At 73.0% G+C, this 21,883-nt stretch carries 18 protein-coding genes; 9 read left to right on the plus strand and 9 right to left on the minus strand.

Translation table 11 applies throughout. From position 1 onward, the window contains the following. Positions 1-12: 12 nt before the first annotated feature. The 5 genes from ACFYMM_RS18750 to ACFYMM_RS18770 form a co-directional block, all read right to left on the minus strand. Positions 13-843: a DeoR/GlpR family DNA-binding transcription regulator gene (locus ACFYMM_RS18750; protein ID WP_388387751.1), complete on the minus strand. Its 831-nt coding sequence runs from the start codon at positions 841-843 to the stop codon at positions 13-15. Between the two features lie 194 nt (positions 844-1,037). Beyond that, a complete protein-coding gene (locus tag ACFYMM_RS18755) occupies positions 1,038-3,482 on the minus strand; it encodes a right-handed parallel beta-helix repeat-containing protein (protein WP_388387753.1) in 2,445 nt (814 codons plus the stop codon). Positions 3,483-3,608: 126 nt separating this feature from the next. Next, positions 3,609-4,214, minus strand: a complete 606-nt coding sequence (locus ACFYMM_RS18760) for a hypothetical protein (protein WP_388387755.1) — start codon at positions 4,212-4,214, stop codon at positions 3,609-3,611. A 219-nt stretch (positions 4,215-4,433) separates the two neighbouring features. Next, positions 4,434-5,255, minus strand: a complete 822-nt coding sequence (locus ACFYMM_RS18765; protein ID WP_388387757.1) for an MOSC domain-containing protein — start codon at positions 5,253-5,255, stop codon at positions 4,434-4,436. 42 nt (positions 5,256-5,297) lie between these two features. Continuing rightward, complete coding sequence (locus ACFYMM_RS18770) at positions 5,298-5,732, minus strand: DUF6643 family protein (protein WP_388387759.1); 435 nt, start codon at positions 5,730-5,732, stop codon at positions 5,298-5,300. Between the two features lie 222 nt (positions 5,733-5,954). Here ACFYMM_RS18770 and ACFYMM_RS18775 point away from each other — a divergent pair, with 222 nt between their 5' ends. Continuing rightward, positions 5,955-7,277: a TerD family protein gene (locus ACFYMM_RS18775; RefSeq protein WP_388387761.1), complete on the plus strand. Its 1,323-nt coding sequence runs from the start codon at positions 5,955-5,957 to the stop codon at positions 7,275-7,277. Positions 7,278-7,296: 19 nt separating this feature from the next. Here ACFYMM_RS18775 and ACFYMM_RS18780 read toward each other — a convergent pair whose 3' ends face one another. After that, complete coding sequence (locus tag ACFYMM_RS18780) at positions 7,297-8,472, minus strand: glycosyltransferase (protein WP_388387763.1); 1,176 nt, start codon at positions 8,470-8,472, stop codon at positions 7,297-7,299. A 57-nt stretch (positions 8,473-8,529) separates the two neighbouring features. Here ACFYMM_RS18780 and ACFYMM_RS18785 point away from each other — a divergent pair, with 57 nt between their 5' ends. Both ACFYMM_RS18785 and ACFYMM_RS18790 read left to right on the plus strand, forming a co-directional pair. Next, complete coding sequence (locus tag ACFYMM_RS18785) at positions 8,530-9,315, plus strand: glutamate racemase (protein WP_388387765.1); 786 nt, start codon at positions 8,530-8,532, stop codon at positions 9,313-9,315. A gap of 80 nt (positions 9,316-9,395) precedes the next feature. Continuing rightward, positions 9,396-9,941: a hypothetical protein gene (locus tag ACFYMM_RS18790; protein ID WP_388387767.1), complete on the plus strand. Its 546-nt coding sequence runs from the start codon at positions 9,396-9,398 to the stop codon at positions 9,939-9,941. Between the two features lie 478 nt (positions 9,942-10,419). Here the strand turns inward: ACFYMM_RS18790 and ACFYMM_RS18795 are convergent, their stop codons facing one another. Further along, positions 10,420-11,457: an O-antigen ligase family protein gene (locus tag ACFYMM_RS18795; protein WP_388387769.1), complete on the minus strand. Its 1,038-nt coding sequence runs from the start codon at positions 11,455-11,457 to the stop codon at positions 10,420-10,422. A gap of 234 nt (positions 11,458-11,691) precedes the next feature. On the opposite strand from ACFYMM_RS18795, the gene lnt reads away from it, so the two are divergent. The 4 genes from lnt to ACFYMM_RS18815 all read left to right on the plus strand — a co-directional run bounded on the left by lnt (position 11,692) and on the right by ACFYMM_RS18815 (position 14,974). Continuing rightward, entirely contained in the window at positions 11,692-13,308 is a 1,617-nt protein-coding gene (lnt, locus tag ACFYMM_RS18800; RefSeq protein ID WP_388387771.1) for an apolipoprotein N-acyltransferase, read from the plus strand. Between the two features lie 16 nt (positions 13,309-13,324). Continuing rightward, entirely contained in the window at positions 13,325-13,804 is a 480-nt protein-coding gene (locus ACFYMM_RS18805; protein ID WP_388387773.1) for an NUDIX domain-containing protein, read from the plus strand. Between the two features lie 93 nt (positions 13,805-13,897). Continuing rightward, complete coding sequence (locus ACFYMM_RS18810) at positions 13,898-14,365, plus strand: SPW repeat protein (RefSeq protein WP_388387775.1); 468 nt, start codon at positions 13,898-13,900, stop codon at positions 14,363-14,365. 63 nt (positions 14,366-14,428) lie between these two features. Further along, complete coding sequence (locus ACFYMM_RS18815) at positions 14,429-14,974, plus strand: DUF1360 domain-containing protein (RefSeq protein ID WP_388387777.1); 546 nt, start codon at positions 14,429-14,431, stop codon at positions 14,972-14,974. A 31-nt stretch (positions 14,975-15,005) separates the two neighbouring features. Here the strand turns inward: ACFYMM_RS18815 and ACFYMM_RS18820 are convergent, their stop codons facing one another. Both ACFYMM_RS18820 and ACFYMM_RS18825 read right to left on the minus strand, forming a co-directional pair. Then, on the minus strand, positions 15,006-15,974 hold the full coding sequence (locus tag ACFYMM_RS18820) for a helix-turn-helix domain-containing protein (protein WP_388387779.1): 969 nt from the start codon (positions 15,972-15,974) through the stop codon (positions 15,006-15,008). 130 nt (positions 15,975-16,104) lie between these two features. Beyond that, a complete protein-coding gene (locus tag ACFYMM_RS18825; protein ID WP_388387781.1) occupies positions 16,105-18,402 on the minus strand; it encodes a helix-turn-helix domain-containing protein in 2,298 nt (765 codons plus the stop codon). A 172-nt stretch (positions 18,403-18,574) separates the two neighbouring features. On the opposite strand from ACFYMM_RS18825, the gene ACFYMM_RS18830 reads away from it, so the two are divergent. Then, on the plus strand, positions 18,575-20,281 hold the full coding sequence (locus ACFYMM_RS18830) for a GMC oxidoreductase (RefSeq protein WP_388387784.1): 1,707 nt from the start codon (positions 18,575-18,577) through the stop codon (positions 20,279-20,281). Next, positions 20,278-21,813, plus strand: a complete 1,536-nt coding sequence (locus ACFYMM_RS18835) for a patatin-like phospholipase family protein (protein WP_388387786.1) — start codon at positions 20,278-20,280, stop codon at positions 21,811-21,813. Before ACFYMM_RS18830 ends, ACFYMM_RS18835 begins: the two co-directional genes overlap by 4 nt. The last annotated feature ends 70 nt before the right edge of the window (positions 21,814-21,883 follow it).

A 21,883-nucleotide genomic window follows, 5' to 3' on the forward strand; every position in this document is an offset into this window, starting at 1 on the left:
GCTGACGCTCCGTCAGATGTCGTCGGTCTCTTCCGGCTCGCCCGCCACCACCAGCCGCCGCAGGTGCTCGGAGATCTCCGCGCGCGCCGGGGCCGGCAGGCCCGCGTCGGTCACCAGGGTGTCCACCTGCTCCAGCGCGGCGAAGGAACTCAGGCCCACCGTCCCCCACTTGGTGTGGTCGGCGACCACCACGACCCGCCGCGCCGACTGCACCAGCCGACGGTTGGTCTCGGCCTCCGCCAGGTTCGGCGTGGACAGCCCGGCCTCGACCGATATCCCGTGCACACCGAGGAAGAGCAGATCGAAGTGGAGCGCCGCGATCGCCTGATCGGCCACCGGCCCCACCAGTGAGTCGGACGGGGTCCGCACCCCGCCGGTCAGGACGACCGTCGCCGCGCCCTGCCGCTGGCCCGAGGTGCGCTGCGCCGCGTGGAAGACGTCCGCGACCCGCACCGAGTTCGTCACCACGGTCAGGTCGGGCACCTCCAGCAGCTGATGCGCGAGCGCGAAGGTCGTCGTACCGCCCGAGAGGGCGATCGCGGCACCCGGTGCGACCAGCTGGGCGGCGGCGTGCGCGATGTCTTCCTTCGCGCTCAGCTCCAGACCCGACTTCGCCTCGAAGCCCGGCTCGTGGGTGCTGGCCTCCACCACCGGCACCGCACCGCCGTGCACCTTCTCCAGCACGCCCTGCCGGGCCAGCGCGTCCAGGTCGCGGCGCACCGTCATGTCCGACACGCCGAGCTTGCGGGTCAGTTCATTGACCCGTACGCCGCCCCGGCGCCGGACCTCGTCCAGGATCAGGGTGCGCCGCTGCTCCGCGAGGAGGTTCTGATTCTCGCTCACGTACGCTCCGGTCCTTTCGCCGCAAAACCGTCCGACAGGCCCTTGGTCACCGCTCCGACCAGGACGTTCGTCCTTGTCCGGTGCGCGGGCGTCTCATCTTTTCACGGGTGGGCACCGGTTGCGCCACTACCTGTCACTACTGACTCTCGGCACCCGAGCATACTCGAACATGCGCTCGAAAGCCTTGGATGTCTTCACCGGGGCAGCTCCGGCAGGTCCTGCGCGTACAGGAGACTCAGGTCGTCCGTGCTGGGGTCGTCGACGTGGGCCACGCGGCTGGCGTGGCGTTCCACCATCGCCTCGAAGGTCTGACGGGCGGTGCGGCCGTTGCCGAAGGCCGGGCCCTTCGGGATCTCGGTGAAGTACGTCAGCAGCGCTTCCGGCGCGCCCGGCGCCAGCCGGTACTCGTGCTCGTCGGCCTGCTGCTCCACGATCCTCAGCAGCTCCTCGGGACCGTAGTCGCCGAAGGTGATCGTCCGGGAGAAGCGCGAGGCCACACCGGGGTTCACGGAAAGGAACCGTTCCATCTCCGCCGTGTAGCCCGCGACGATCACCACCACCGCGTCCCGGTGGTCCTCCATCAGCTTCACCAGCGTGTCGATCGCCTCCTTGCCGAAGTCCCGGCCGGCGTCCTCGGGGGACAGCGCGTAGGCCTCGTCGATGAAGAGCACGCCGCCGCGCGCCCGCTCGAAGGCCTCCTGGGTGCGGATCGCGGTGGAGCCGATGTGCTCGCCGACCAGGTCGACGCGGGACACCTCGACCAGATGGCCCTTCTCCAGCACACCGAGGGAGGCGAGGATCTCGCCGTAGAGCCGGGCCACCGTCGTCTTGCCCGTACCGGGGGAGCCGGTGAAGACCAGGTGCCGCTTGACCGAGGCCGCCTTCAGACCGGCCTGCTGACGACGCCGGCCGACCTCGATCATGTCGGTGAGCGCCCGCACCTCGCGCTTGACGCTCTCCAGGCCGACCAGCGCGTCGAGTTCACCGAGCACCGCCTTCGACGTACGGGCCGCCGGTTCCGGTGCGGCGGGGGCGGCCGGCGACGGCTCGGCGTCGCCGGTGCGCTGACCGGGGATCAGTCCCAGCAGCCCCGGAGCGTGGTGTGCCGTCTGGACGGCAGTCTCCCGAGCGGCGGGCTGCCGCGGGGCGCCGCTCTCGTCGCTGGTGCAGTCCTCCACCACCGGTCCGGTGCCGGACGCCGCGTCCGGGCCGCCGTCCGCGAACTCGTAACCCCCGCGCGCGCACCGCTCCGTACGGCACTTGCGCAGTGTCGTACGGCAGCCGTCGATCACATGGAAGCCGTACCCGCCGCTGCCCGTGACCCGGCAGCCCAGGAAGCTGCCCCGGCCTCCCGCGGACACGTAGAACCCGGCCTCGGCGGGGGAGTCGACCGTGCAGCGCTCGATGGTGGGGTCGGCGCCCTTGGTGACGATCACGCCCGTCTGGGTGCCGTCCAGGGTGCAGTTGCTGAGCGTGCCGCCGCTGCCGTGGTCGCGGAACCAGGCGCCGGTCGCGGCGTCCCGGATCCGGCAGTCGTCGAGCTGAGCGGTCGCGCCGTCACTCACCGACACGGCCGTGTTGCGCACCTGCGACAGGTCACTGTCCACGACGTCCGCCCGTGAACCGCGGTCCAGCACGAACAGGGCATCCGGTACGTCGTGCACCCGGCAGGAGTCGAGCACCGCGGTGGCGCCGTCGCTGACCCACACGGCCGGATAGTCGCCGGTGCTGTCGAAGATCTCGCACTGGTTGGCGTCCACCCGGGTGCCCGGATCCCACACCGACAGGCCGTTGCGCCCGAACTGACGCACCGTCGTCCGGGTCAGCGTCAGCACCGAACGCGACCGCAGATCCACCGCGTTCTCCGGGATGTCGTGGATCCGGCAGTCGGCGAGCGTGAGCACCGCGTCCGTGTCGAGGGTGACGCCGTCGGCGGTGGTGCGGTGCACATCGCAGTCCGTCAGATGCGCTGTGGCCCGCGCGGTGATCTGCACTCCCGAGCCCCGGACCTCGTAGACCTCGCACCCCACGGCCTCCAGCGCGGAGTCCTCACCGGTCACCGACAGACCGGTGCCCGAGGCGTGGTGCACCCGGCAGCGCTCCAGCCGGGGGTGAGCGCCGCCACGGACCGCCACGCCCGCCTGGCCGGCCGCGACGACCTCGCAGTCCTCGAACACCCCGCCCCCGCCGTCGAGTACCGCGATGCCGACACCGGCCGGGTTGTCGACGGTGCAGCGCCGCACGGTCGGGCGGGCCCCGCCGCGCACCTCGATGCCCGCGGCGGACCGGGTGACGATCCGTACGTCCCTCAGCTCGGGCGTGCCCTCCTCGACCAGCAGCGCGGGCGCGGCCGCGTCCTGACCCTCCACATGCAGGTCGCGCACCACGGCCGAGGCCCGCACGGTCAGCGGCACGCCGTCCACGGGCGCGATGCGCACCGAGCCGGGCGAACCGTCCGGCCCGCGCAGCGTCACCGCCCGCTGGACCACCAGGTTCTCCCGATAGGTGCCGGGGGCGATGGTGAGGACGTCCCCGTCGGCCGCGGCCTCCAGGGCGGCGGCGAGCGAAGGGTACTCACCCGTTCGGCGCCGCCACCTCGAAGTGCCGGTGTGCGTCACCTGGACCGTGCCCTGTGCCATGGCGTTGCCGTGCCCCCACCTCGTAGTACTGATGGCTCGCTCGCGCGGGTCGCCGCAGCTGCGTGCGCTTCGGCCGGTCCACCGTAGCGTGCGCGCGAGCGGTGGGTGACCAGAGCAGGAAGGCCGTCAGCTGCCGGTGCCGGCCTTGCCCCAGTCCGGGCCCGCGCGGTCCCAGGCCTGGTCCCAACGCGCGTACCGGCGGCGGACCAGGCGCCAGACGATCAGCCGTCGACCGCCCTCGACCAGGCCGGCGGCGATCATGGCCGCGCCGAACCCGGCGAGCACGGCGTGCGTGGTCGCCGTGGCGGAGTCCAGTGGGCGGCCCGCTATTCGGCCGTGCGGATCCGTCCAGAGCCCGAAGTGGTCGCCGTGCCGCGGGGACTTGAGGTCGGCCAGGACCGGGCCGTGCTGACGGGTGCCGTCCGGCGCGGTCCAGTCGGCGAGCACGCGGGTGCGGACCTCCTGGGCGGTGGCACTGTCGGGATCGGGTTCCAGGAAGGCGCCGTCCAGTGTGCGCACGACGGTGGCCGTCACGACATGACGGGTGTGCTGCTGCTCCCGGACCGACCGTTGCAGCGTGTCCTGCGCGACGGCGCCGACCAGTGAGCCGGTCAAGGGCGCGGCCACCGCCATCAGCAGCAGGGCCACCAGGGCCACCCAGGCCTCGGCCAGGTCGGTGGCACGGCGCAGCGGATTGTGCCGCCAGCGCCACAGACCGCGGATCGCTCCCACCGTCCCGCACCCCCTCCCGCCCCATGACAAACCCCGCGGAGCCGTTCACCCGAGAACCCGTCCGAAGAGAGCGAAATCACCTCGGACCGGGACCTCTCACGCACTGCTCAGACATCCAACGACCGGGCCGGGGCCCCCGGTTCCCGCCCGGGTGCTCCGATCCGGGGGATCGTCCGCGCGAACGGCTGCCCCACAAGCAGAGCGTGCCGTGCTGGAGGCCTACACGACCCGCACCGGATCCCCCACCCGGATCGTGCCCGGCGTCAGCGGAACCAGGTTCTGGCCGAAGACCAGCCTCCCGTCGAGCCTGCGGTGCCGGGCCAGGGTGCGCAGGGGCTCCTTGCCGCGCTCGGCGGTCCTCTGGTCGGTGGTGGTCACGATGCAGCGCCCGCACATCTTGGCGACCCGGAAGTCCACCTCGCCGATGGAGACGCGCGACCAGTGGTCCTCGGCCCATGCCTCGGTGCCCGACACGACCACGCTGGGCCGGAAGCGGTTCATGGGAAGCGGGCCCTCGTGGGCGTGATCGCCCTCGGCCACCAGGGAGTTCAGGGCGTCGAGCGAAGCCTCGGTGGTGACCAGCAGCGGGTAGCCGTCGGCGAAGCTCACCATCTCGCCGGGCTCGGCGAAGTCCGGGTCGACGGGGCGGCGGGTGGCCGGATCGTCCATGTGAACCAGGCGGACGTCCGCCTCCAGATAGGCGCCGCACCAGTCATGCGCGGTCTGGGCAGCGGGGACCGCCTCCACCTTCGTGCCGAAGATGTTCACGGGCACGGTGGGGGCCGGCTCCGGAACGGACACCGTCAGCGGTGCGCGTCCGGGTGCGGACAGACGGACGCCGCCGCCGGGCAGGGGCTCGGCGACGGCCAGCGCGAGGTGTGGCCGCTCGCGCTGGGTGACGACCTTTCCCCCGTCGTCGATCAGTGCCCAGCGCCGGTCCTGGGCCAGCCCCCAGGGTTCCACCACGGCCTGCCGGGGCGAGAAGCCCCGGAACGCCTTGACCGGATGGACGTGGATCGACTGCAGTTCGGCATTCCCCATGACGCCATGGTGCCAGGCGGCGCCGACATCCGGGGCTTGCGATCAGTAGCCGCGGTACTGCTGGTTGTTGTACGGCTCCTGGTAGGGGGCCTGCGCGGGCCGCGGTGCGGCGGGGCGCATCGCCTCGTACCCGTTGCCCGCCATCGGGCGGGGCTGCTGCTGGGCCTGCGGACCCGGATAGCCGCGCGGGGCGCTCGCCTGCTGCGGAATGTACGCCGTGGGCGCCTGCTGCAGCGGAGCGGGATGCTGCGCCTGCGGATAGCCGTAGGCGGGGACCTGGTGGGAGGGTCCGGCCGGGAGCGCGGGGAGCGCCGACGGCAGCGCGGGCAGACTGCTGCCCGTGTCGTAGGCGGCGGGGACCCGGATCGGGGCGATCTGCGGGGTGCCCCGCTCGGCGACGAGCGAGTCGTAGATCGGAGTGTCCGGGAAGGAGGCGGAGTAGTAGCCGCCACCATAAGTGGAGCGGGGGGAGGTCATGGCACATAAGTTAAGCCCACGATGTGCTGGTTGGGGAGACCGATAAGAGAGTTGTTTTCCGTGTCGCCGGTGGTCAGGGACCCCCAATCCGAGCGAACTCGGCAAAAATGGACGTCGGTCAACGTTTTGATCGTGTAAAGGCCGAGTTCCTGCGGGGTTACCGGTGGTTGACCGGCGATCTTCCGGCGCCCGGTGAATAAGTTGGATCTGTCGACAGAACCGATGGGGGCGTACATGTCAATGCCGAAAGGATCGAATGCGCCGGTGCCGGCGACGGCCCTGCGCGTCGAATTGGGCTGGCGCTCCGGACCGGGTGTCCCCGACGCGGACGCCTCGGCCCTGTTGCTGGCGGCCGGAAAGGTCCGCTCCGACGGGGACTTCGTCTTCTACAACCAGCCGGCGCACTCCTCGGGAGCGGTCAGGCACGAAGGCAAGCGGAACGCCGGCGGGCGGGTGACCGACACCCTGTTCGTCGACCTCGCGCGCGTGGAGGCCGCGATCGAGCGGGTGATCCTCGCGGCCTCCGCCGACGGCGGCACGTTCGGCCAGGTCCCGGACCTGTACATCGAGGTGAGCGACACCGTCGGGGGCGACGTGGTGGCCCGCTTCGACAACCCCGGCGCGAGTGTCGAAACGGCCTTCGTGCTCGGCGAGTTCTACCGCCGGCAGGGCGGCTGGAAGTTCCGCGCCGTCGGACAGGGCTACAGCAGCGGACTGGACGGGCTGGCCACCGACTTCGGCATCACCGTGGACGAGCCGCAGCACCCGCCGTACGCGGCACCGCCCACGCGGACCACGCCGGTCACTCCCGTTCCCGCGCCGGCCGTGCCACCGCCGGCCGTGCCACCGCCGGCCGTGCCTCCGCCCCCGGCGGGCCCTCCCGTCACGCCACCCCCGCCGCCGGCGTCACCGGTCCGCCTCTCCAAGGTCACCCTCACCAAGGCGGCCCCCTCCGTCTCGCTGGCCAAGCAGGGCGGCACCTCCGGCCGCCTGCGCGTCAACCTCAACTGGCAGACGCGCAAACGATTCCCGGGCCCAGCCGGTAGCCCATGGGGCGGAGGGCAGGCGGACCTCGACCTCGACCTGTGCGCCCTGTACGAACTCGCCGACGGCCGCAAGGGGGTCGTACAGGCCCTCGGCGGCGCGTTCGGAGCGGTGGACCGGCCGCCGTACATCCATCTCGACGGCGACGACCGCACCGGGGCCACGGCGAGCGGCGAGAACCTCACCGTCAACCTCGACCACAGGCGGGACTTCCGGCGCATCCTGGTCTTCGTCACGATCTACCAGGGCGCCACGTCCTTCGCCGACCTGCACGCCACGGTCACCCTGCGGCCGCAGCACGGCGCCCCGGTCGACTTCTCGCTGGACGAGTGCACCGTCCCCTCGACGGTGTGCGCGCTCGCCCTGATCACCCACACGGGAGGCGATCTGGTCGTCCAGCGCGAGGCGCGCTACCTGGTCCCCGAGCGCGGAGTGAGCCCGCAGCGGACCGTGGACCGCGCCTACGGGTGGGGCATGAACTGGACTCCCGGCCGCAAGTAGCCGCCGGCCGGAGTCGAGTTCAGCCCTCGTCGGGCAGGGCCCCGGGACGCGCGTACGTGCGGCCCTTCCAGGCCGCACCGCGCCCCTGGTAGTGCCGCACCGCGGAATCGACCGTCATCAGGAGGTAGAGGAACGCGGTGAACGGCAGCAGCGGGGCCTGCCACAGCGGCTGCCGGTAGTAACGGAGCATCGGCGCGTAGGTCGCCGCCATCACCAGCCACGCCGCCGCGCCGACGACCGCCGCGGTCGTACCGCCCATGGCCACGCCCGCGACCACGGACGCGGGCGGCACCAGGTACACCAGGGCGAGCCCGGCGACCGTGCCGAGGAGCAGCAGCGGGTTGTGCCGCAGCTGCGCGTACGCGCTGCGCGAGACCATCCGCCACAGGTCGTTCAGCCGTGGATAGGGCCGCACGCTGTCCACCCGGTCGGCGAGCCCGAGCCACACACGGCCTCCGACGCCCTTCACCGCGCGTGCGAGTGCCACGTCGTCGATGACGGCCTGCCGGATCGCGTCCGGGATGCGGGCCGTCTCGACGGTGTCCGCACGCAGCAGCACACAGCCGCCCGCGGCGGCCGCCGTCCGCGACCCCTTCCGGCCGATCCGGCGGAACGGATACAGCTGTGCGAAGAAGTAGACGAAGGCCGGGACGACGAGCCGCTCCCACAGACTGTCCACCCGCAGCCGCGCCATCTGCGACACCACGTCGAAGTCGCCGGTGTGCGCGGCCGCCACCAGGGTGCGCAGACTGTCCGGGGCGTGGGCGATGTCCGCGTCCGTCAGCAGCAGGTACTCGGGGGCACGCGCGCGTGCGAGAGCGATGCCGTGCCGCACCGCCCACAGCTTCCCCGTCCAGCCGGCGGGCGGTTCGCCGGGCGAGTCCACGGTGAGCGGCAGTCCGCCGTGGAGCCGGGACAGCTCGCGGGCCAGCTCACCGGTGGCGTCCGCGCTGGAGTCGTCGACGAGGAAGACCTCCGCCCGGCCCGGATAGTCCTGCGCCAGCAGCGACGGCAGGCTCAGCGGCAGGACGGCGGCCTCGTCACGGGCCGGTACGACCACGCAGACCGGCGGCCACCGACCCGGATCACGGCGCGGCGGCAGCCGGACGTCCGTGCGCCAGAAGAAGCCCTGACAGAGCAGCAGCCAGCACCAGGCGGCGAGGGATACGGCGGCGGTCCACACGATGGCGCTCACCCGCGCAGTCTGCCCCACCGGCCGGGGCGGCAAGGGCCCATCGTCTATCGTGGCCGGGTGAAGATCGCGCTCATGGACTCCGGAATCGGCCTGCTTCCCGCCGCTGCCGTGGCACGTCGGCTGCGGCCCGACGCGGACCTCGTGCTCTCCTGGGACCCGGACGGGATGCCCTGGGGCCCGCGGACCCCGGAGGACATCACCGAGCGCGCCCTCGACGTCGCGACGGCCGCCGCCGCGTACGGCCCCGACGTCCTGATCGTCGCCTGCAACACCGCGTCCGTGCACTCGCTGCCCCAGCTGCGGGCCCGCCTCGAACCGGACGTGCCCGTCATCGGCACGGTCCCGGCGATCAAGCCCGCCGCGGCGGGCGGCGGCCCGGTCGCGATCTGGGCGACGCCCGCCACCACGGGCAGCCCCTACCAGCGCGGACTGATCGAGGAGTTCGCGGTGGGCGTGGACGTCGCCGAGGTGCCCTGCCCGGGACTGGCGGACGCCGTCCACCACGCCGACGACGCGGCGATCGACGCAGCGGTCGCCGCGGCCGCGGCCCGCACCCCCGACGACATCACGACACTCGTCCTCGGCTGCACCAACTACGAGCTGGTCGCCGACCGCATCCGCGCGGCCGTGCAGCGGCCGGGCCGCGCCCCGCTCATCCTGCACGGCACCGCCGGAGCGGTCGTGGCCCAGGCACTGCGCCGTATAGGGGCGCGGCCCGCCCCCGACGCGCCCGCCGCCGGCTCGCTCACGGTGCTGCTCAGCGGCCGGGAGGCCGAGCTGCCGGAAACCGCGCTGAGGTACGAGGAAGGCCGGCTGCTCAAGGCCACCATCCCGGTCCGCTGAGCCGTCCCGGCCCCGCCGAGTGGGTCGTCACCCTGCGCGAGCCGGTACCCGCGCAGCGAAACCTGAGTAACCTCATAGGCATGAGGGACCACGCCCACGCCGAGGACGCCTCGCACCCCGACGTATGGACCGGACGCGCCACCAACCGCGTCCAGTGGCTGCTGGCGCTCGTCGGCGCGGCCTGTCTGGCGCTCGGCATCGAGCTGGCCGTGGACTCCGCCTGGACCGCGGGAATCGCTCCGCTGGTGATGTCCGTCGTGGGCTGCATCGCGGCCGGCCTGCTGGTCCTGTTCGGCACGCTCGCCTTCGTGCACGTCGACCTGAGGCTCGACAGGGAGTGCGTCGAGGTGCGCTGCGGCCACATCGGCGTACCGCGCCGCCGCATCCCGCTCTCCCAGGTGGCCGGCGCGGACTTCACCGAGCATGTCACCCCGCGCCACTGGGGCGGCTGGGGCTACCGCTGGCGTCCCGAGAAGGGCACCGCGGTCGTCGTCCGCCGGGGCGAGGGGATCGTCCTCAGCCTGTGGGACGGCCACACCTTCACCATCACCGTGGACAACGCGGAATCGGCGGTACGGATCATCAGGGACCGCCTGGGCACGATCACGCCCGGCACAGCGGGCTGAACCCTCCGCCTGGGCGGGGCCGACCGGCCCGTGGCCGACGAGGCCCCCCGGGCCAGGGCGTCACCCGCCGGGCGGCCCGGACACCCCGGCCTGCGGCCATGGTGTCGTCCGCCGCGCGGCCCGGAAGGTCCCCGGCCGCAGCTGCTGCGGCGCAGTCCGCCGGGTGGGCCCGGGTCCCTGCTTCACGGGGCCAAGGTGTTGCCAGCTGGGCGGCCCTGAAATGTTCTCGCCCCCGGCCACCGTCTCGTCGGCCGGACGTCCCCGGGAAATCCCGATCCCCTCCGCACCGTCCAACCACTGGACGGGCGCGGCACGACCACGGCGCTGTCTGCCGGGAGGCCCCCGGAGGGCCCCGGCTCCCGCCGTCCCGGTGTCACCCGCCGCCCGGCCCCGGGATGCCCCCGCCCCACGCGGTCACCGTGTCGTCCGCCGGACAGTCCGGTGCGTCCCCGGCCTCCGCCGCGCGGGCCTCATCACCTCATCCGCCGGACAGCCCCGGAGACTCCCCGGTCCATGGGCGGGCCGTCGCCCATCCGGCCAGTAGGCCGGCGCCCGCCGACACCGTGGTGAAGCTCAGGGCGTCGCCGACCGAGGCGATCGCGGCCAGTGCGGTCAGCGCCGCGCCCGCGGTGAGCGCCACGGGGGTGGGGCGCGGGGTGCGCCACAGGGCGTAGAGGATCCAGCCGAAGGCGACGGCGAGCAGCAGTACGCCGACGACGCCCTGCTCGGCCGCCTGCTGCAGCGGTGCGGAGTGTGCCCTGCCGTCGGGCAGCAGGGCCTGCGGCGCCGTCGTGCTCAGTTCGCCGAAGCGGCCGGGGCCCACGCCCAGCGCGCTGTGGTGAGAGGCCAGACGCAGGGCGTCGTGCCACAGCTGGATACGGCGGTCGGTGAGGCCGCCCCTGAGGGACGCGATGACGCCGTCGGGCAGCGCGTTCGCGGCGATCGCCCAGGTCGCGCCGGTCACCAGGGCCGCCGCCAGGGCCAGACCGGCGATGCCCGGGCCACGGCGACGCAACCGGCCGGCCGCCAGCGAGCACAGCAGTACGGTGACGCCGGCGACGCATCCGGCGACCGAGCCCACGGCCGGCGCCACCAGCGCGATCCCGCAGGCGAGCAGGCGCAGGCCGAGCCGCAGGCCCGGCACGGGCGTCGACCAGGCGGCGCAGCACGCGGCCCCGGCCGCCAGGGCCAGCAGGGCGGCGGTGGCCCCGGCGTGCCCGAGCGGGGTGGCGAACCGGGGCCCGGGGGCGACGTCCGGCATGGCCACCGCCAGTACGAGCCCGGCCAGCGCACCGGCGGCGGGCGCCGCGACCGGCAGCAGCGCGCCCGAGATCCGGCCCGAGGCATAGCCGGCGGCCACCGCGAGGACCGCGAGCAGCACACCCTCGGGGCGCCCGTCGTGCGCCGCCCCGCTGATCAGGGACCACACCGCACAGGCCCCCAGCACGACCACGCCCGCCAGATCAGAAACGTTTCGTCGGTCGCTGTCCGCATCCCTGTCGGCCACGGACGCCATCCCCGTCGAGCCCAACCCCGTCGCCCCTCGCACCCGGCCCCCCGACCTGTGGCAGCCCCCGGCCGCCCGGACCCCGAACGGCCGTACGACTGAAGCTGGGCACACCGTATCCGCTGATGGCCGGTTTGTGGATGACTTGTGCAGGAACGATCCGGTTCCTGTGGGCGAGAGGGCTCCGTGCCGCCGTACGGTCCGCGCTGTCCGCATCAAGGTCAACCGCCGTACACTCCCCGGGTGACCGTCACCGCAACTTCCGTGGACCACTCGGATCAGCTTCGGCCGCGCCCCGCGCCCACCGCGGGCCGCGCCCGGCTCCAGCGTCTGGTCCCGGCAGCAGCCTCCGCGCTCTGTGGTGTGCTGCTGTACCTCAGCTTCCCGCCGCGCACCCTGTGGTGGCTGGCCCTGCCCGCCTTCGCCGGTTTCGCCTGGGTGCTGCGCGGCCGCAGCTGGAAGGCGGCCCTCGGCCTCGGCTACCTCTTCGGCCTCGGCTTCCTGCTGCCGCTGCTGGTGTGGACCGGCGTGGAGGTCGGCCCCGGCCCGTGGCTCGCGCTGGTCGCCATCGAGGCGGTCTGCATCGCCCTGGTCGGCGTGGGCATCACAGCGGTGGCCAAGCTGCCCGCCTGGCCGGTGTGGGCCGCCGCCGTCTGGACAGCCGGCGAGGCGGTCCGCGCGCGTGTGCCGTTCCGCGGCTTCCCCTGGGGCAAGATCGCCTTCGGTCAGGCGGACGGCGTCTTCCTGCCGCTCGCCGCGGTGGGCGGTACCCCGGTGCTCGGGTTCGCCGTCGTCCTGTGCGGCTTCGGTCTGTACGAGGCCGGGCGTCTGGCCGTCGACGGGCGCCGCAGCCGGGCCCTGCGGCGCGGAGCCGCTGCCGCCGCCCTGCTGAGCGTGGCCGTTCCCGTAGCGGGCGCGCTGGCCGCGCGGTCGCTGGTGAGCGACAAGGCGGAGGCCGGCACCGCCACCGTCGCGCTCATCCAGGGCAACGTGCCCCGTTCCGGGCTGGAGTTCAACGCCCAGCGGCGGGCCGTGCTCGACTACCACGCGCGGGAGACCCGGAAGCTCGCCGCCGACGTCAAGTCCGGCAAGGTCCCCAAGCCCGACTTCGTGCTGTGGCCGGAGAACTCCTCCGACGTCGACCCCTACGCGAACCCCGACGCGGCCCTGGTCATCGACAACGCGGCCAAGGAGGTCGGCGTGCCCATCTCGGTCGGCGGGGTCGTCGAGAGGGACGGCAAGCAGCTCAACGAGCAGATCCTGTGGGACCCGGCCAAGGGGCCCACGCAGACCTACGACAAGCGGCAGATCCAGCCGTTCGGCGAGTACCTCCCGCTGCGCTCGCTCGTCGGGGCGATCAACAAGAACTGGACCGGCATGGTCCGCCAGGACTTCAGCCGCGGCACCAAGCCGGGCGTGTTCGACATCGACGGCGCGAAGGTCGGCCTGGCCACCTGCTACGAGGCCGCCTTCGACTGGGCCGTACGCGACACGGTCACGCACGGGGCGGAGATGATCTCCGTGCCGAGCAACAACGCGACCTTCGACCGAAGCGAGATGACCTACCAGCAGCTCGCCATGTCCCGCATCCGTGCCGTCGAGCACAGCCGGACCGTGACCGTGCCGGTGACCAGCGGCGTCAGCGCGGTCATCATGCCGGACGGGAGGATCACCCAGAGGACGGGCATGTTCGTGCCCGCCTACCTGGTCCAGAAGGTGCCGCTGCGCACGTCCGAGACCCCGGCAACCGAGTGGGGCGTCCTGCCCGAGATCGCCCTGGTGCTGGTCGCCGCGGGCGGGCTCGGCTGGGCCGTCGGCGCCGGGATGCGCGGCCGGCGCGCCGTCGGCGCACAGGCCTGACCCTTAGGGTCTGGCCATGGCAACTCCTGACTTCATCCATACGCTCCGGGCCTCGGCGGGCCACCAGCTGCTGTGGCTGCCCGGGATCACCGCCGTCGTCTTCGACGACGAGGACCGAGTGCTGCTGGGCCGCCGGTCCGACACCCGCAAGTGGTCGGTGATCGGCGGTATCCCGGAGCCGGGCGAGCAGCCGGCGGCCTGCGCCGTGCGGGAGGTCTTCGAGGAGACGGCGGTGCACTGCGTCGCCGAGCGGGTGGTCCTGGTGCAGGCTCTGGAGCCCATCACCTACCCGAACCAGGATGTCTGCCAGTACATGGACATCACCTTCCGCTGCCGCGCGGTGGGCGGCGAGGCCCGGGTCAACGACGACGAGTCGCTGGAGGTGGGCTGGTTCGAGGTGGACGCCCTGCCGGAGCTGAACGAGTTCGGCCTGTTCCGGATCAAGCAGGCGATGTCACCGGCGCCCACCTGGTTCGACGCCACGTCTCTCGGCTGAGACGGCCGAGGTGTATGGGTGAGTTTGCGGCTCTTTGGTGGGTACCTGGCTTGCACTGGGACGCGGAGTGGACACACGACGCAGGAGGCGATCATGACCGACCAGACCCACACCACGATGGAGTCGCACCCCGACATTCTGGAGATGCGGGAGCGCCACGCGCTGGCCGAGCGAGCAGCGTCGACCCAGCAGGGTCAGGCCGTGGAAGCGCTGGCCCTCCTCACCGGCCTGTACATGGCCGCGTCGCCCTGGATCGCCGGCTTCAACGGCTTCGGCACCCTGGCCGTGAACAACCTGATCACCGGAATCGCCTACGCGTTCCTGCTGAGCGGGTTCGGTCACGCGTACGAGCGTACGCACGCCAGGGCCTGGACCGCCGCCCTGCTCGGCGTCTGGACGATCGTCTCGCCGTGGGTGGTCGCAGGCCACGTGAACACCACACGTACCGTGGTCAACAACGTCATCGTCGGCGCCATCGCGCTGCTCCTGGCGCTGGCGGCCAGCGCGGCGGCGAGCCGGACCGACAGGCGCGGCGGCCGCTCCGCCCGGATGGCTCGCTGACGCAGCTCTCGTCGTCCGCCCGGTCCCCGCGGCCGGGCGGACAGGGCAGAGACGGGACGGTCCATGGAGACAGCAACCGACAACCGCCTTCCGAGGCGTCTGCACCGGCTCCTGCACCGTACGCAACGGGGTTACTCGGCAGGGCACGACCGGCCGCTGGGCCACTATCTGGCGGTCATGGCCGGGTTCGGCGCGTACACGACCGCGTGGGCCACGGCGGTACGGTGCCGGGGGCGTCCACTGCCCGACCGGCCCGAGCCCTGGGACGTCCGCCTCACCTCGCCGGCCACCTTCCGGCTCAGCCGGCTGTTGACCAAGGCATCGGTCACCAGCCCGCTGCGGGCGCCCTTCACGAGGTACGTCGGCCCGCAGGGCCCGGCCGAACTGCACGAGGAGGCACGGCCGGAGAACGGCGGAGACACCCTCGGCGCACTGGTCACCTGCCCCTTCTGCGGCGGCGTCCGGGTGGTCTCGACCCTGACCGCGGGCCAGCTGATCTGGCCGCGCCCCACGCGCACCGCCATGAGCGCGCTCGCCGCACTGACCGGTGCCGACGCGCTCCAACTGGCGTACAGCGCGCTGGTGGACGCGACCACCGGGGACGAGTGAGGGCCGCTCGGCTGCCGGTCGCGACGGGACATCACCGGCCTCGCCCCGTCCGCCACTCCACGGGAGAGCGGCCGTAGAAGTCGCGGAACACCCGGCTGAAGTGCGCCGGGCTGACGAACCCCCACCGCTGGGCCACGGCGGCGACGGTCGGAGCCGCCGCGCCGCCGCGCGCCAGTTCGCGGGCGCTCTCCTCCAGCCGGCGCCGCTGGATGAGCCGTGCCACGGTGACGCCCTCGTCCTCGAAGACCCGGTGCAGGTAGCGGACGGAGATGTGGTGGGCCTCCGCGACGGCCGCCGGGGTCAGTGCCGGGTCGGCGAGGTTGCGGTCGATGTGGTCGCGGATCCGCCGCGCCAACTGCCTTCGCGCGCCGTCCGGCGGGCTGTCGGGCCCCGCCTCGCCCGGCCGGGTCCGCTCGGCCACGAGGGTGAGGAAGAAGTCGACGACGGTGGCGGCGAGTTTTCCGGCGACCGCCGGGGAGTAGGTGTGCGTCGAGGCGACCAGTGTGGCCAGGAACGGCATGAGGACGGAGCCGATGCCGTCCGCCGTGCCGATGACCGTGCCGGTGACCCGGCGGATCTGCTCGTCCGGCAGGCCGATGGCCCGCCGGGGCAGGTGGACGACGCGGGTCGAGAACCGCTCCGGGTAGGTCAGCGAGAACGGCCGGGTGGTGTCGTAGACAACGATGTCCCTCTCCTCGACGGTGGCCCGCCGGCCGTCCTGGACGAGGGTCGCCGTGCCCCGCATCTGGACGCCCACGGCCACGAACGCGTCGGGGGAGCGCGCGATATGGGCCGCGGTACGGCTCGCACGCTGCGCGTCCGCCTCGATGGCGGAGACCTTGAGGTACCCGAGGCGGCCGCTGACGATCCGTCCGGAGAACGGTCTGCCGGCGCCGTGCGGCGTCACGGTCATCGGCACCAGCGCCCTGCTCAGGGCGGTGCGCCAGTAGTCGAGCTTCTGCCTCTCGGGGACCGAATCCGTCGTCAGCACCAGGCTCACCCGGCTCTCCTCTCCTCCCGGCAGGAGCCGTGCGCAGGCGCCGCTGTCCAGTTCCCCGCCACGGTCAGCCAATCAGCGGGGCCGCCCCGGTCTCCAGGCAGAACACAGGCAGAAAGAGGGCGAGGACGGCTCAGCCGGCGTCGAGACGGGCGAGCTGCTGCCGCGCCCTGAGGACGCGCTGCGGGTCGGCGTCCGGCCCCAGCGACAGGCAGCGGACCAGAACCTCACGGGCCTGCGCCGGCCTTCCGGCGGCCAGCAGCGCCTCGCTCAGGTCGGTGAGTTGCCGGCTCTCCAGGGCGATGTTGCCGCCCGAGCGGCAGATCCGGGTGGCGGTGCGCAGGTGGAAGACCGCCTTGTCCCATTGGCGCAGACGGCTGTAGCTGGTGCCGATGCCTCCGTGCGCGCCGAGCCGGGCCATGTCGGCGACATGCGGTTCGATGCCGGGACCCACCTGCCCGAGCCAGGCCAGCATGTCCTGATAGGCCGCGATGGCCTCCTCGTGACGGTCCCGGCCCGCCAGGATCAGCGCGCGGACGTGCCTGCTCTGCAGGACTCCGTGCAGATCACCGGCGGCCTCGAACAGCCGGGCGGCGCGCTCGTTGTGGTCGGCACCCTCGTCGGGTTCGTCCAGGACGCGGTGGGCCCAGGAGCCGTAGTGGTGCGCCCAGGCCTGCTGTCCCAGGTCCCCGGCGTGTTCGGCGGCGGCCAGCGCCTGCGCGGACCGCACGAGGCTGTCCCGGGGCCGGCTCTCGCAGATGAGCAGAGCCCAGGCGTGGTAGTTCAGCTGGGTCGCCTCCAGCAGCGGATCGCCCAGGGCCTGGGCGGAGCGGGCGGCGCTGTCGAAGATCTCGGGCCAGTGCCCCCAGAAGATCCACTGGTCGGAGAACCAGTGCAGGGACTCGGCCACCTCCACCACGGTGGCGTGTTCGCCGGCCGCCGCGGCGGCCCGCAGGGCGGCCAGCCAGTTGGTTCCCTCGGCCTGCAGCCACGCGCGGGCCCGGTCGGCGCTGGACAGATCGACCATGCCCTGCCAGGTCGCCGGCGGAGCCCCGTGGTCGGGCTCGTACCAGCGGCCCGCCACGACGGCGGTCTCCAGCAGCCAGCGGTACATCGTCGCCCGGGCCCGGTCGGTCTCGTCGGCCCCTTCCTCGGCCGCCAGCCGCGAACGGGCGTACAGACCCAGCAGGTCGTGCAGGCGATAGCGGTCCCGGTCGGTGCCGAGCAGCCCGGCCTCGACCAGTTCCTCCAGGGTGTCCTCGGCGTCGAACAGGTCCTGGCCGGTCAGCTGGGCCGCGCAGGCGGTGCTCACATCCGGGCCGGGGACCAGCGAGAGACGCCTGAACATGCACGCGGCGGCGGACGTGAGCTGGCGGTACGACAGGTCGAACGCGGCCACCACCCGGACGTCACCGGCGGACAGCGCGTCCAGCCGCCGTTCCTCCCGGGCGAGCCGGTCGGCCAGCCGCCGTACCGTCCAACCCGTGCGGGTGGCCAGCCAGTTGCCGGCCACCCGCAGCGCCAGCGGCAGGTGTGCGCAGCGCCGGGCGACGTCCGCGAGGGCCGCCGGGTCGGCCGCGGCACGCCCGGCCCCGACGAGCGAGGAGAGGAAAGCGGCGGCCTCCTCGCCGCTCAGCTCGCCGAGCGGCATGCGGTGCACGCTTTCCAGGCCCGTCAGCATCCGCCGGCTGGTCACCACGACCATCCCCGCGCCGGCTCCGGGCAGCAGGGGGCGTACCTGCGCCTCGTCACGGGCGTCGTCGAGGATGAGGAGGCACCGCCGCTCGGCCAGCATCTGCCGGTACAGCCCCGGGTGACCCTCCGGCCCGGCCTTCGCGAGATCACGGTCGGGCAGGCCGAAGGCCTTGAGGACGACGAGCATCAACTCGGCCGGTGCGGGCGGGTTCTCGTCCGTGCCGCGCAGGTCCAGCACCAGTTGTCCGTCCGGGAACCGGCCGGCCAGCCGGCGGCCGGCGTGCAGCGCGAGTGTGGTCTTGCCGGTCCCGGGGGACCCGGAGACGGCCACCACGACGGGATGGGCGACCGGGCTCCCGGACTCGACGGACTCCCCGGACACGGCCCCGCCTGCCGCCCGCTCGGCGAACTCGGCGAGCCGCCCCAACTCCTGGCCCCGGCCGACGAAGTCGGCGATGCCGCGCGGCAAGGCCTGCGCCCCCGCCGGGCTGTAGGCCGGGCTGCGTCCGCTCCGGGCGGACGCCAGCAGACGCTCACGCTCCGCCTCGGACAGCTCCAGGCCGTCCGCGAGCGCTGCCACGGTCCGCCGCTGCGGAGCCGCCCGGCGGCCCCGCTCCAGATCACCGATGCCCCTGACGCTGACACCCGACGCCTCGGAGAGACCCTCGATCGTCAGCGACCTGGCCATCCTCAGCTCTCGCAGCAGTGCCCCGAACGCCGCCCGCTCACTCGTCAAACCGGTCCTCCCGCCCCGCCCGGGACGATTCTAGGAGAAACCGCGAGGTCGCAGCTCGCAGACCGCCGGGCCGTGCGCCCGGCATGCGCGGGGCGAGTGCCCGCGTCACACTGGGAGCACAGGGGTGTGCGCCCGTCCCGCGCAGGGCTTGTGCTTCTCGAAGGCGGCCGGCATGGACTTCTTCGACGCGGTGGTGATCGGGTCGGGTTTCGGCGGCTCGGTCATGACGTCAAGACTCGCGGAAGCGGACCTGCGTGTCTGCCTGCTGGAACGCGGCCGGGCCTATCCGCCGGGCACGTTCCCGCGCGGACCGCACGCCACCGCCGCGAACTTCTGGGCTCCCGAACGCGGGCTGTACGGCATGTTCGACGTGTGGAGCTTCTCGGACCTCGACGCCGTCGTCTGCAGCGGACTCGGAGGAGGTTCGCTGATCTACGCCAACGTGCTGCTGCGCAAGCCGGAGAGCTGGTTCCCGCAGGACGACTCGGCAGCCGGGGCGGGGGAGTTCTGGCCGATCGGCTACGACCAGCTCGTAGCGCACTACAAGCGGGTCGAGACCGCGCTGGGAGCGCAGCCCTACCCGGCCGCACACGAGCCCTACCGCGGTACCCGGAAGACCGCGGCGATGCGGGAGGCGGCGCGGCGGCTGGGACTGGACTGGGAACTGCCCCCACTGGCCGTGACGTTCGGCAATCCGGGCCAGGAGCCGGCGCCCGGAGTGCCCATCACCGGCGGCGAGAACAATCTGCACGGAGTGCCGCGTTACACCTGCCGGCTCGTCGGCGAGTGTGACCTCGGGTGCAATTTCGGCAGCAAGAACACCCTCGACCTCACCTACCTCAGCACGGCTGTGCGGCGGGGCGCCGAACTGCGCACCGGCTGCGAGGTGAAGTCCTTCGAGCCCACCGACGAGGGGTTCGCGATCTCGTACGTCGAGCGACCGCTGAACGGGAACGGCGAGGTACCGGACCGCGCCGAACGGCACGTCGTCGGGGCGCACCGGCTGATCCTCGCCGCCGGGGCGCTCGGCACGCCCTATCTGCTGCTGCGGAACCGGAGCCAGTTCCCGGGCATCAGCCCGGCCCTCGGCACCCGCTTCTCCGGCAACGGTGACTTCCTCGGGTTCGTCCTCGAGGCCCGGGAGAAACGCGGTGGCGTGGAGCTGCCCCGCCTGATGGATCCCAGCTTCGGTCCGGTCATCACCAGCGCGATGCGTATGCCGGACCGGCTCGACGGCGGGAGCGGACGCGGGTTCTTCATCGAGGACGCGGGCGTTCCGGACTTCGTCAACTGGCTGGTGGAGCAGAACGCCCTCGCCGCCCCGAAGCACCTCCTGCGCTTCCTGCTGCACAGGGGCTGGTCACATCTGACCCGCGACCCGCGAAGCGAGGTCGGCCGCCAGTTGTCCGGCGCCCTGAGCAAGGGACTGCTCACCGCCACGTCGCTGCCGTTGCTCGGAATGGGGCGGGACGTGCCCGACGGCAGGATGCGGCTGCGCGACGGACACCTGGACCTGGACTGGGACACCGCCGCCTCGGACGCCTACTTCGGCCGGATGAACCGGACCATGCGCGAGGTGTCCTCGGCGCTGGGCGGACACTACGCCTCCGACCCACTGTCGTACCTCAACCGGCTGATCACCGTGCACCCGCTCGGCGGGGCACCGATGGGCCGCAACCGGCAGGAGGGCGTGGTCGATTCCCACGGGCAGGTGTACGGCTGTCCCGGCCTGTCGATCGCCGACGGGTCGATCATGCCGGGCCCGGCGGGCGCCAACCCCTCGCTCACCATCGCGGCGCTCGCCGACCGCGCGGCCGACCGCGTCATCGACGACTTCGGGCGCGGCAAGCGGCCCTCAGAGGCGGTGAACGACTCATGACGGACGGTCAGGGCACCGATGACACCCGCCGGGCGCTGGTGCTCGCCGGTGGCGGGCTCAAGGTGGCCCTCCAGGCGGGCGTGCTCCAGGTCTGGCTCGACGAGGCGGGCCTGCGGTTCGACCACGCGGACGGGGCGAGCGGCGGCACCTTCAATCTCGCGATGTACTGCCAGGGAATGACGGGACGTCAGATCGCCGACAACTGGCGGGACATGCGCCCCCTGAAAGGGGTCACCCCCAACTGGCCCCAGTACCTCAAGGGGCCGTACGCCGCGTCGCTGTTCACGCTCGACGGCTACCGGCGGCACGTCTTTCGGGACTGGGGCCTGGACTGGGAGAAGATCCGGGCGACCGACCGGCTCGCCACCTTCAACCTCTACGACTTCTCCCGCGACGAGCTGGAGGTGCTGACCGCCGACCGGATGGACGAGGAGCGGCTCGCCGCCGCCGTGTCGCTGCCGATGTGGTTCCCGGCCGCCGTCGTCGACGGCAGGACCTACATCGACCCCGTCTACGTCACCGACGCGAACATCGGCGAGGCGATCCGCCGGGGCTGCGACGAGCTGTGGATCATCTGGACGGTCAGTCAGCGCCGCCGCTGGCACGACGGCTTCGTCGCGGACTACTTCCAGATCATCGAGACCGCGGCCAACAGCCGGCTGCGGGAGTGGCAGCGACGGATCGACGCCGGCAACGCCGCCCTCCGCGCCGGGGAACAAGGCGAGTTCGGCCGGCCGATCACCGTCAGGACGCTGCGCTGCGAGGTCCCGCTCAACTACCTGGTCAACTTCAGCCGCGACCGCTTCCGGCAGGCCGTCGAACTCGGCGTGCACAGGGCCCGCACCTGGTGCGCCGAGGAGGGGATCCCGCTGTCCGCGCCGCTGCCGTGCCCGTCCGCCGACGGCACCCGTCTCCGGTTCTCCGAACGGATGGCCGGGGCCATCGCCTTCGGTCCCGCGGCGCCCGGCGACCGCCCGGAGTCCGGCGGCCGGCCGGACGGGGAGGACCTCTCGGTGCGTCTGACCGTCCGCATCGAGGACCTGGACCGTTTCATCGTCTGCCCCGAGCACCGGGCCGCGGTCACGGGACAGATCCACTGCGAGGCGCTGGGCGGCCGGCGCGAGGTGGAGTCGGGCAGTGTCGACCTCCTGGTGCAGGAGGACGACCCGGAGCATCTGCGCATGCGGTACCGCCTGTTCTTCACCGACCGGGCCGGACACCCGCTCACGCTCAGCGGCCACAAGACCGTGGACGAGGACTCCGGGCACGGGCCGTGGGCCGACACCACGACGCTGTACACCCGGATCCTGCGCGGGCATGTGGGGGCCGAGGAGGAGAAGGGCGCCGAGGTGGTGGCCACCGGGGTCGTACGGCTCCGGCTGCCCGACTTCGTCCGGGAGCTGGCCAGCTTCCGGGTCGGTTCGGACACCGCCCGGGGCCGGCTGGCCGCGCTGGGCAGGTTCGGTCAGTTCTTCGCCGGCCGGCTCTGGGACGTGTACCTCCAGGGGGTCCTCGCCTGGTCGCCGGTCTGACGGGCGGGCGGTCCCGAACAGGTTCCGGCTGCCGGTGGCGCTGTCGCCGACGTCGCCCGGGGAACCGGTG

Source organism: Streptomyces sp. NPDC006739 (assembly GCF_042869815.1).
Taxonomy (GTDB): domain Bacteria; phylum Actinomycetota; class Actinomycetes; order Streptomycetales; family Streptomycetaceae; genus Streptomyces.